Source organism: Paenarthrobacter sp. NPDC089322, from assembly GCF_040684895.1.
GTDB lineage: Bacteria > Actinomycetota > Actinomycetes > Actinomycetales > Micrococcaceae > Arthrobacter.
In genome coordinates this window covers 1-10,730 of record NZ_JBFBGW010000012.1, presented here as the reverse complement: position 1 = coordinate 10,730, position 10,730 = coordinate 1, and the positions used below count along the sequence as shown (strand labels likewise).

At 64.8% G+C, this 10,730-nt stretch carries 10 protein-coding genes; 6 read left to right on the top strand and 4 right to left on the bottom strand.

Annotated features, from left to right (window positions below):
- The first annotated feature begins 34 nt into the window (after positions 1 to 34).
- The 4 genes from AB0N65_RS13015 to AB0N65_RS13000 are packed head-to-tail and all read left to right on the top strand — an operon-like array spanning position 35 to position 5,071.
- Complete coding sequence (locus AB0N65_RS13015; protein ID WP_364161949.1) at positions 35 to 682, top strand: hypothetical protein; 648 nt, start codon at positions 35 to 37, stop codon at positions 680 to 682.
- 36 nt (positions 683 to 718) lie between these two features.
- Complete coding sequence (gene ligA, locus AB0N65_RS13010; protein ID WP_364161946.1) at positions 719 to 3,016, top strand: NAD-dependent DNA ligase LigA; 2,298 nt, start codon at positions 719 to 721, stop codon at positions 3,014 to 3,016.
- Positions 3,013 to 3,855 carry an inositol monophosphatase family protein gene (locus AB0N65_RS13005; RefSeq protein ID WP_364161943.1) on the top strand — a complete coding sequence of 281 codons (843 nt, stop codon included), beginning with the start codon at positions 3,013 to 3,015 and terminating at the stop codon, positions 3,853 to 3,855. Before ligA ends, AB0N65_RS13005 begins: the two co-directional genes overlap by 4 nt.
- 7 nt (positions 3,856 to 3,862) lie before the next feature.
- A complete protein-coding gene (locus tag AB0N65_RS13000; RefSeq protein ID WP_364161940.1) occupies positions 3,863 to 5,071 on the top strand; it encodes an AAA family ATPase in 1,209 nt (402 codons plus the stop codon).
- Here AB0N65_RS13000 and AB0N65_RS12995 read toward each other — a convergent pair.
- Genes AB0N65_RS12995 through AB0N65_RS12980 form a run of 4 tightly spaced genes read right to left on the bottom strand, consistent with a single transcriptional unit; the run spans position 5,068 to position 9,240 of the window.
- Positions 5,068 to 6,435, bottom strand: a complete 1,368-nt coding sequence (locus AB0N65_RS12995; protein WP_364161937.1) for an LLM class flavin-dependent oxidoreductase — start codon at positions 6,433 to 6,435, stop codon at positions 5,068 to 5,070. The two genes, AB0N65_RS13000 and AB0N65_RS12995, sit on opposite strands and share 4 nt — an antisense overlap.
- Positions 6,436 to 6,479: 44 nt before the next feature.
- Positions 6,480 to 7,220, bottom strand: coding sequence for an ABC transporter ATP-binding protein (locus AB0N65_RS12990; protein WP_364161934.1), 741 nt, complete (start codon positions 7,218 to 7,220; stop codon positions 6,480 to 6,482).
- Positions 7,196 to 8,110, bottom strand: a complete 915-nt coding sequence (locus AB0N65_RS12985) for an ABC transporter permease (RefSeq protein WP_364161931.1) — start codon at positions 8,108 to 8,110, stop codon at positions 7,196 to 7,198. Before AB0N65_RS12985 ends, AB0N65_RS12990 begins: the two co-directional genes overlap by 25 nt.
- The gene (locus AB0N65_RS12980) at positions 8,107 to 9,240 is read right to left on the bottom strand and encodes an ABC transporter substrate-binding protein (protein WP_364161929.1); all 1,134 of its coding nucleotides are present in this window, start codon (positions 9,238 to 9,240) and stop codon (positions 8,107 to 8,109) included. The genes AB0N65_RS12985 and AB0N65_RS12980 overlap by 4 nt, the downstream gene beginning before the upstream one ends.
- A gap of 437 nt (positions 9,241 to 9,677) precedes the next feature.
- Between AB0N65_RS12980 and AB0N65_RS12975 the strand changes: the two genes are divergently transcribed.
- On the top strand, positions 9,678 to 10,190 hold the full coding sequence (locus AB0N65_RS12975) for a GNAT family N-acetyltransferase (protein ID WP_364161926.1): 513 nt from the start codon (positions 9,678 to 9,680) through the stop codon (positions 10,188 to 10,190).
- A gap of 52 nt (positions 10,191 to 10,242) precedes the next feature.
- Positions 10,243 to 10,623, top strand: a complete 381-nt coding sequence (locus tag AB0N65_RS12970) for a RidA family protein (protein ID WP_364161923.1) — start codon at positions 10,243 to 10,245, stop codon at positions 10,621 to 10,623.
- Positions 10,624 to 10,730: the final 107 nt, after the last annotated feature.

Below are 10,730 nucleotides of genomic sequence, written 5' to 3'. Positions count from 1 at the left end.
AAGCGCCCCAACGCCCCAAGCGAGGTTAAGCTCCATGCAACGCACCGTTCCTCCTGCCGTTGTGCCATCTGCCCCGGGACGCCGCGTGCCCATCATCCTGGCGGGAGCCCTGCTCGCCGCCGGCGTTTGGTTGGTGCCGCATGGGTCTGCGCAGGCAGCCCCTTGCGTACCCGAAACGGGCGGGACGTGTCCGGCGCTGACCGCTCCGACCGAGCCCACCCCCACGGAACCGGTCCTGGCACCCGAGGCCGGTAAGACCAAGCCGACGCCCAAGCCTCAACCGACCATTGTGCGTGAAGCCCAGCAGCCACCGGCTCCCGCCCCGGCGGGCCCGGCCCCGGCGGTGCAGGCGCCCCAACCGGCCGTCGTTGCTCCCGTGACGGCGGCATCCCAGGTGACGCCAACGCCGTCGGCGGCTCCGGAAACCACGACGACGGCGACTGCGACGGCCAGCGCGTCGGCGACCCCCACTCCTTCGTCCACCCCAAGCCCGTCGAAGTCCTCCAACTGGAACACGCCGATTGATAGGGGCAAGGAAACACAGGCCGCGGTCATGGCCTCCTCATCATGGGAGGGGCCCAACATGCTAGGACTGTTCGCCTTGGGTGGCGGCGTGTTGTTGATCGGCCTGGGTGGACTGGTCTTCGCACTGTGGAGCAAGAACCGGCTCTCGGAGCACTAAGGCAATATTGTCGTGGCCTTACGGCAAGATAGACGTGTGAGCACACCAGAGAATCCAGATCGGGTCGAAACCACAGCCGGCGGATCCGCCGCAGCCATCGTCGCCGAGGAGGGGACGCCGCCGTCGGAGAATCTCCGGGACGAGTACGAGCAACTGGTGGACCTTGTCCGGAAGTACCGATACTCGTACTACCAGGAGGACGCTCCTACTGTTTCGGATGCCGAGTACGATCGCCTGTACCGGCGACTCGAAGAACTCGAAGCGCTGCATCCGGAGCTCGTCTCCAACGATTCCCCCACCCAGGAGGTGGGCGGTGAAGTCTCTGCCGCGTTCGCTGCCGTTGAGCACCTGCAGCGCATGTACAGCCTCGATGATGTTTTCTCCCTGGAGGAACTCGAAGCCTGGGTCCGCAAGGCCGAAGCTTCCGTAGCCAAGCTCGGGGACCGCGTGCCGGACATCGCCTGGCTGACGGAACTGAAGATCGACGGCCTGGCCGTGAACCTGCTGTACAGGGATGGCCAGTTGGTCCGTGCCGCCACCCGCGGTGATGGCACCACGGGTGAGGATATTACCCACAACGTGCTCACCATCAAGGAGATCCCGCGGCAACTCAGCGGCTCGGGCTACCCCTCGGAAGTGGAGATCCGTGGTGAGGTGTTCATCCCCTCCAAGGCATTCATAGAATTCAACGAGGCACTGGTAGCTGCCGGGAAAGCGCCGCTTGCCAACCCGCGCAACGCCGCCGCCGGTTCACTCCGCCAGAAGGACCCGGCAGAAACAGCCAAACGGCCACTGAGCATGTTCGTGCACGGCATCGGTGCCCGGGAAGGCCTCGAGGCACAGAGCCAATCCGAGACCTACAAGTTGCTGGAAGGCTGGGGACTTCCGGTCAGTCCGTACTTCAAAGTCCTCGATTCCTTTGAAGGCGTCCTGAAGTTCATCGCCCACTACGGCGAGCACCGGCACGACCTCCACCACGAGATTGACGGCATCGTGGTCAAAATCGATGACTTTGCCACGCAACGGGCTCTCGGCTACACCTCGCGCGTGCCACGGTGGGCAGCTGCCTACAAGTACCCGCCGGAAGAAGTCCACACGAAGCTGCTGGACATTCTCGTCAACGTGGGCCGCACAGGCCGCGTCACGCCTTTTGGCCTCATGGAGCCCGTGAAAGTCGCCGGCTCTACTGTCGGGATGGCTACGCTGCACAACCAGGATGTCGTCAAGGCCAAGGGCGTCATGATCGGCGACATCGTGATCCTCCGCAAGGCCGGCGACGTCATCCCGGAAATCGTGGGCCCGGTGTTGGCGTTGCGCGACAAACAGGACCCGCCGGTACGTGAGTTCGTCATGCCCGCGGAGTGCCCGTCCTGCGGGACCCCCTTGGCGCCGTCCAAGGAAGGCGACGTGGACATCCGTTGCCCCAACGGAAAGTCCTGCCCATCGCAGTTGCGCGAGCGCGTGTTCCATGTGGCCAGCCGTGGCGCCTTCGATATCGAGGCCCTGGGCTGGGAAGCTGCGATTGCGCTGACGCAACCTGCCGAGCCCGAGACTCCGCCACTGACCAGTGAGGCCGCACTTTTCAGCCTGACCCGAGAGGATCTGGCCAACGTGCTGATCCGCAGGGAAAAGAAATCCAAGGGCGTAGGCACAGGTACTTACGAGCTCGTCCCGTACTTCTACACCAAAGCCACGGCCAAGTCCCCGTCCAAGCCGACGGCAACCACAGAGAAACTGTTCGTTGAGCTGGAAAAAGCGAAGAAGCAACCGCTCTGGCGTGTGTTGGTGGCCCTGTCCATCCGGCATGTCGGCCCCACGGCCTCCCGGGCCCTGGCAACGGCGTTCGGCAGCATGGACGCCATCCGCAACGCCACGGAGGAACAGCTTGCCCACGTTGACGGCGTAGGCCCCACGATTGCCGTGGCACTCAAGGAGTGGTTCGCCGTGGACTGGCACAACGAGATCGTGGACAGCTGGGCTGCCGCCGGAGTGCGCATGGAGGACGAACGCGATACCTCGGTGCCGCGAACCCTTGAAGGCCTCACTGTGGTGGTGACGGGAACCCTGCCCAACTTCAGCCGGGACGAAGCGAAGGAAGCCATCATTATCCGAGGTGGCAAAGCTGCGGGTTCCGTGTCGAAGAACACCAGCTACCTGGTGGCCGGCGAGAGCGCCGGTACCAAGCTTGATAAAGCCGAACAGCTCGGAGTTCCCGTGCTGGATGAGGACGGATTCCGGGAGTTGCTGGCCAAGGGACCGGCGGCATTCGGATCCGGGACTGAGGCCGAAGACGCCGCTGCTGAGGCAGTGCCGGCGGAAGAATCCGCCGGATGACGGACGGACTGAGCCGCCCGGATGCCTTGGAACTGCTGGAGGTAGCCAAGAGGGCAGCCGCTGCCGGCGCGGCCGTGCTCGGGGCAAGGTCGGCACGCGGCACCGGCGGTGACGGACTGGGTGTCTCGAACAAAGGCGATGCCGGTGACTGGGTCACGGAGTTCGACGTCGCCGCAGAGAATGCGGTCCGGCAAGCAATCGTTGCTGACCGCCCCCGGGACGCCATCACAGGGGAAGAGCATGGCACCACACGCCCGGAACAAGCGTCCGGGTACCGCTGGTCCATCGATCCCTTGGACGGAACCACCAATTTCATCCGCAACATCGTCTACTACGCCACGTCGGTGGCCGTAGCGGATCCCGACGGCGCATGGCTGGCCGGCGTGGTGCACGCACCGGCGTTGGGACGCATCTATTCGGCGGCACGAGGCCACGGAGCGTGGCTTGAGGTGGCGGGAGAACGCACACGCCTTGCCGGGCCGGTCCCGGAGCGGAGAGGGTTGATCCTGGCTACCGGATTCAGCTATGACCCGGCCACTCGTGCAAGCCAGGTGGCAGGACTTGCCGAGTTGATGGACGGCTTCGCCGATGTGCGAAGACTGGGCTCGGCGGCTTTGGACCTTTGCCTCGTGGCGGACGGAACCTACGATGCTTTCGGCGAACGCGGCCTCAACGAGCATGACTTCGCCGCCGGTGCCCTGATAGCAGAGGAAGCCGGCTGCTGGGTCCGCAGGCCGCGCCTTGAAAGCCCTCTGGACGGCGGCCCCAGTGCGGAGGACCGCTTGGCGGCGTGGATGTGCGCCGGAACTCTGGAACTCTCCGGCAAGTTCCCCTTGTGACGCGGCCATGATCAGGACCCTCGCCATCGCCAACTACCGTTCCATCCGGGACCTGGCGATCGAGCTCCACGGCCTTGACGTGGTAACCGGAGCCAACGGAAGCGGTAAGTCCTCGCTGTACCGGGCCTTGCGTTTGCTGGCGGAGTGCGCCGGCGGTGACTCAGGAAACGTGGTGGGGTCCCTTGCCCGCGACGGCGGGCTTGCCTCCACCCTATGGGCAGGTCCAGAGGCGATCAGCGAGGCCATGCGCCGTGGCGAGGTTCCCGTTCAAGGGACGGTACGGCGGGACTCCGTCAACCTGAAGCTCGGGTACTCCGGGGATGACTTCGGGTACCTCGTGGATCTCGGCATGCCCTCATCCAGCGGTGCAGGGTTCGACGAAACCACGGGCAAGCCCCGCCCCTCCGCCTTCAGTCTTGACCCCGAGATCAAGCGTGAACAGATCTTTTCCGGCCCGGTTGCGAGGCCCGGCTCGCTCCTGGTGGACCGTAAAGGAAGCCTCGCGAAGCTCCGCGGACCGGACGGCGAGTGGACCGGGCTTTCACGGCGGCTGGACACTTTCGAGAGCATGCTTACTGAAGTTTCGGACCAGGACCGGGCTCCGGAGGTCCTGCGCGTTCGAGATTCGGTTCGCTCGTGGCGGTTCTATGATCACTTCCGAACCGATCCTGAAGCGCCGGCCCGCCAGGCGCAGCTCGGCACCCGCACTCCTGTACTGCACCACAGTGGGAAGGATCTGGCCGCCGCCCTCCAAACACTGCGCGAGGTTGGCTTCGAGCGGCAGTTGGCCGCCGCCGTCGAGCATGCTTTTCCAGGAAGCCGGCTGGAGATTGCGGTCAACGAAGGTCGTTTCAGTGTGGAGTTGCGTCAACCGGGCATGCTGCGACCCATGAAAGCAGCTGAACTTTCGGACGGTACCTTGCGGTTCCTCCTCTTGACTGCCGCTCTCCTGACGCCGAGGCCGCCAGAGCTCATGGTGCTGAACGAACCGGAAACTAGCCTGCATGTCGACCTGATGCCGGCACTGGCCGGACTCATCGTCCAAGCCAGTGCCAACAGCCAGATGATCGTGGTGACCCACTCAGAGGCTTTGCTCAGGGCGCTGCGGTACAGCGGCGCGGCCTATGAACACGAGCTCTACAAGGACCTCGGCGAGACACGGATCAAAGGCCTCGGATCGCTTGAAGGTCCACTGTGGAGCTGGCCGAAGCGCTAGAAAGCTGATCCGATCGACGTCAGCTCCCGGGCTTCCTGGTCAGCGAACAGGTTGGCGGGTCGGTCCAGGCCGTAGTGCCCCCGCAGCGTGGAAGCACTGTACTCCGTGCGGAAAAGTCCGCGTTGCTGAAGGATGGGCACCACCTGGTCAACGAAGATCTCCAGGCCGGAGGGGAGTACGGGCGGCATGATGTTGAAGCCGTCGGCCGCGCCTGCCTGGAACCAGTCCTGGATGGCATCAGCAACCTGCTCGGGGGTGCCGGAGAAGGTCCGGTGTCCACGCCCGCCTCCCAGACGCCCAATCAACTGCCGGACTGTAAGCTGCTCCCGGCGGGCGAGTTCGACGATCAGCGTGTAGCGGCTTTTGGCGCCCTCGATTTCGTCCTCGGAGGGAAGGTCGGCCGGGAGTTGCCGGTCCAGGGGAAGGTCTTCCGGGGACAGCCGCAGGGTCTTCGCCAGCTGTTCGCGGGCGTATTCGGGCTTGATCAGCTCGTCCAGCTCCCGCTCAAGTTTCAGGGCTTCAGCCTCCGTAGCCCCGATCACCGGGACGATGCCCGGGAGGATCTTGATGCCTTCGGGATCGCGGCCGGCGGCGAGAGTGCGTGCCTTGAGGTCCGAGTAGAAGGCCTGCGCGTCGGCCAGGGTCTGGTGCGCAGTGAAGACGGCCTCGGCGTACTGGGCGGCCAACTTCTTGCCGTCCTCGGAGGAACCTGCCTGGACGATGAGCGGGTGGCCCTGCGGTGAGCGCGGAACGTTCAGCGGCCCACGGACGCGGAAGTGCTTGCCCACGTGGTCGATCGCCCGGATCCTGGTGGAATCGCCCCACACACCTTCGGCTTTGTCCGCCAGCACGGCGTCATCCTCCCAGCTGTCCCACAACTTCTGCGCGACCTCAAGGAACTCGGCAGCCCTCTCGTAGCGGACGGCGTGTGCCGGCTGGTCGTCCACGCCGAAGTTCCGCGCAGCGTCCGGTCCCGCCGTCGTCACGACGTTCCAACCGGCGCGGCCCCTGCTGACCCAGTCCACGGAAGCGAAACGGCGGGCAAGGTTGAAGGGCTCGTTGTAGGTGGTGGACGCAGTGGCGATGAGGCCGATCTTCTGCGTCGCGGCCGCGATTGCCGTCAGGAGGACGGTGGGTTCCAGCTTGCCCACCGGCCGACGTCCGACTTCCCCGAACAGCACGGGGGAGTCGGCGAAGAAGATGGAGTCCAGCTTGCCGCGTTCGGCGGTGCGGGCCAGGTGCTGGTAGTGCTCGATTTTGGTGGATGCGAAGGGATCACTCTCCGGCAGCCGCCACGAGGCCTCGTGGTGGCCGGTGCTCATGAGGAATGCGTTGAGGTGGAGCTTGCGTGGTTCGGTAGTCATGGTTCTCCGTAGGTGTCTGGTTGAAAGGGGTTGGGTGGAAGGGTTCAGGCAGCCGCGTGGATGCCCGTTGATACGTGGACTCCCAGCGCGGACAGCAGTTCCTGCCGCAGGGGTGAATGTTCGACGCCGGTCCCCGCCTGCCGCTCCAAGGCAACGCGCCCGCCTTGGAGCACGATGATGCGGTCGGCGAGCGTCATGGCCTCGTCGACGTCGTGGGTGACGAGGAGGACCGCGGGACGGTGTGCGGCCACGAGGTCTTTGAGCAGTGCGTGCATTTTCAAGCGGGTGAGTGCGTCCAAGGCACCGAACGGCTCGTCCGCCAGGAGCAGCCGCGGTTCCCGGACCAGGGACCTCGCCAAGGCCACGCGTTGCTGTTCACCGCCGGAGAGCTCGTGGGGCCAGGCCTTTTCACGGCCGGCGAGTCCCACTTCGGCGAGGGCACGGCGGCCGTGGGTATCGGCGTCGTGGTCCTTCAACCCCAAAGTAACGTTGCCCAGGACGGTGTCCCACGGCAGGAGCCGGGAGTCCTGGAACACCACCGAGACTTGTTCCGGAACTCGTACCACACCGCTGCCGCGGACGTCCCGGTCGAGCCCGGCCAACGCGCGCAGGAGCGTGCTCTTGCCGCAACCGCTCGGGCCAAGAAGGGCTACGAATTCGCCAGGAGCGATGTCCAGGTCCACCCCGTTCAGGACGCCTTTCGGTCCGAAGCTGCGGATGAGGTTGCGAACAGAGACTTCACGGGTGGGGGATGCGGCGGTCAGCCCGCCAGTGTGCGCTGCCATGCGAGGGCCTTTCGTTCGAGGAGCCGGACTGATGCGTCAGACAGGAGGCCAAGGATGCCGTACACGGCCAGGCCCAGGACGATGATGTTGGTTTGGCCGTATGTGCGGGCGAGCTCCATCATGTAGCCGATCCCGCTGGTGGAATTGATCTGCTCGACCACCACCAAGGACACCCAGGCCCCCGTGACAGCGAAGCGCAGGCCCAGGAAGAATCCGGGCAGCGCACCCGGGAGGACCACGCGGCGGATGAAGCCACCCCTGCCCAGGCCCACGGTTTGCGCCAACTCCACGTACCGCAGGTCGATACCTCGCAGTCCGGCGTGCGTTTGCAGGTAGATCGGGACGAAGACACCCAGCGTGATGGTGAGGACCTTCATGGTCTCGTCAATGCCGAACCACAGAATCAACAACGGGATCAGGGCGAGCCCCGGAATGGCGCGCTTGATCTGCACCGGCCCGTCAATGAGCGATTCACCCACCCGGCTCAACCCGGAGACCAGCGCCAACACGGCACCAACAACAATGCCGAAGAACAGTCCCAACCCGGCGCGCCGGGCGGAGATCGCGAGGTGTTCCTGAAGGCGGCCATCGGCGATCAATTCACCCGCAGTGTTGACCACAGTCCATGGTTCGGAAAGTATCCGGGGGTCCAGCAGGCCGGTTGCCGAGGCAACAACCCACAGCAGGACGAGTGCGGAGGGTCCCACCAAACCGGCGAAACGGCGCCGTGGCCCAGGACCCAAACGGCGACTGCCGGGCCGGATATCGGGCCGACCCGCCAAGGTGGGGTCGAGATGGGGCTCGACGGCGGTAGCCGGCCGGGTGCCCGCGTCGGGTCCGTAGGGGGCACCGCTGGTGAGCGGTGCGCTGCGGGTAGCAGTGGTGGTCATGGCTGGGCCTTTCCTGCATTCGCGTAGGCGGTGCCGCCGATGGTCTCGAAACGGAGGTCATACAGCTTGGCGGCGTCCAGCTTCGGCTTTTTCTGTTCGCGTGCCAGCAGGTCGATGGTCTCTTGGTGACGGGCGATGGCGTCGGTCCAGGAAACGGGAAGGTCGCGCTCGCCGGCGGCGTCGATCAAGTACTGCCCGTCCTCGGCGGACAGGCCCTGGTTCTTGACGTAGTAGCCCTCAAGCCATTCCTTGGGGTGGTCCTGGATCCATCTCTGGGCTTGGCCCCACAAAGCGACGTATTCGGCCACAGCTGCTGCCTTGGCCGGATCATCCAGCACTTTGGCGGGAGTGTAGAGGTGTCCGGGATCATCGCGAAGTCCGTGCCTGAGCGTGGTTCCGCCGTCAGAGCCGTATTTGGCGAGGTAGCGCTTGATCTGGACGCCTCCCAGGGGTGCAGCGTCCACTTGCTTGCTGGACAGTGCGGTGGAGTAGGCATCGCCGGTGCTCGGCAGTTCGATGAGTTTCACATCGCCCTGCTGCAGGCCCGCTTTTTCCAGGATGCGGAGCACCAGTGCGCCCTGGGCCTGGCCTGGGCTGTAGGCGACCTTCTTACCCCGCAAACCTTGGAGGTCCTTGATGTCCGCGCCGGGAGCGATGCCCAGTGCGTAGAGCGGATGGTTCACGGCGTCTTTGCGGTAGGCGCTGGCCACGATCCGCACCTCCAGTCCTGTCCACGTCGCGTGGATGGGGGGAATGTCGGCCACGGAGCCCACATCCAAGGCGTTGGCCCGGAAGGCCTCGGTAGTGGCGGGCCCGCCGGAAATGTTGGCGAACTTCACCGGGAAGCTCAGTTTCTTGTCCAAGCCGGACAATTCGAGGGCGACCTGGACGGCGGGATCGCCCACCACGAGTGTTGTTCCTTGCGGGACTGCTGTGGGCAATGGTGTGCTGACCTGGGCCGCCTGGGTGGCCTGGCCACTAACTGCCGCGGTTGCATTGCAGGCCGTAACACCGGCCAGGACGGGCAGTGCCAGCAGGGCACCGAGCACGTGGCGGCGGTTGGGCCGGGAGCCGTTGTTGGGGGAGTGCGAGGTAAAGAGTGTGTGGACGCGAGGGGTCGCGGGGGACATGGAAAGCCTTTCAGGTGCGGAGGTGGCCGCAGCCCGGCGTCAGTGGTGTCAGACGGGCGCAGCAGTGGGGATCGCTGGGTTCTGAAGGCAAAGCTGACAGCAGGCTTGAGCCGGCGTTGCACTGGGGTTGGCGTGGGGCATCGTTCCTCCTGTTCTTTCTTCCGGGGAATGCTTGGTGGCAACTCAAACATGGCCGCAACCCGCTCCGCCAGCAGTCCGACACGAGCCCGCAACACCACGAAACCCGGGTTCACGGCGCGCAACGGGAGTCAATTCCAGGCCATGTGGGGCAACATAAAAGCAGCCCATACCCGCAGCAGCCGTCAACGTGACGCAACATACCGGCGTCGTGGTTTTCCGGGGCGACAGGTGATAGTTCTGTCACGGAAAGGGCACTTTGGCGCTGTTCGCCGGGAAGCTGCCACTACCATTGACAGGTGCTTTCGCCGATTACTATCCGTCCCGCCTTGCCCGAAGACTATGATGCCGTTGCCCGCATCACACAGGACTCCTACGTCACGGCGGGGTACTACGGCAGCGCGGACCACCCGTACCTTCAACAGCTCAAGGACGTCGCGGGCCGGGCGAAGCACGCGGACGTCCTGGTGGCCGAACGTGACGGTTGTGTGATCGGCTCCGTCACCGCAGCCCCGGCGGGAGGCGGCTTTTCGGACATCGGCCTGGAAGGCGAGCTGGAGCTCCGAACCCTCGTTGTAGACCCGGCAGTCCAGCGTTCGGGCGCCGGACGCGCATTGGTGCAGGCCGTCGTCGAGCAGGCCAAAGCGACCGAGGGCATCAACGCCGTATGCCTGACCACCGGCGCCACGTGGGAGAGTGCCAACGCGTTGTACCAACGGACGGGTTTTGACCGTGCCCCCGAGCGGGACTGGTTTGTGCCGGGTACCGACATAAAGCTGTTCGTTTACAAGCTGGAGCTTGCGCAGCCATAAAGTTTCCTCGTAAACCCGGTAACCGGCCGGGAAGCGACAGGAAAGGCGCGGCATGCGCAAGACATTCGGCACGGGTTCCGTTTGGGAACAGACCCTTGGTTACTCCCGCGCAGTCCAGGTGGACAACACCCTCTTCATTTCTGCCACAGCGGCCAGTGGGCCTGACGGGATCGTCGGGGACGATTTCTACTCGCAGACCAAATACATCCTGGAGAAGCTTGGCTCCGTGCTGGAAGACGCCGGCTTCTCCTACGAGGACGTGGTGCAGTCCAAGCTGTACCTGACTGACATCAGCAAGTGGGAAGACGCCGGGCGCGCACACGGTGAGGTTTTTGGCGAGATCCGCCCGACGCTCTCGCTGGTACACGTGCTGCCGTTCCTCGATCCCCAGATGCTGGTGGAGATTGAGCTCGTGGCGCAAAAGTCCGCGTAGGCACCCAACTGGGTCGCAGTTAAGCGACTCTTCTATGGTTGTCAACGTAGCGACGGTTCGAGGCTGTTGGCGTTGAGTGTGCGGTAGATCCGTCGGGCGAGGTAGCG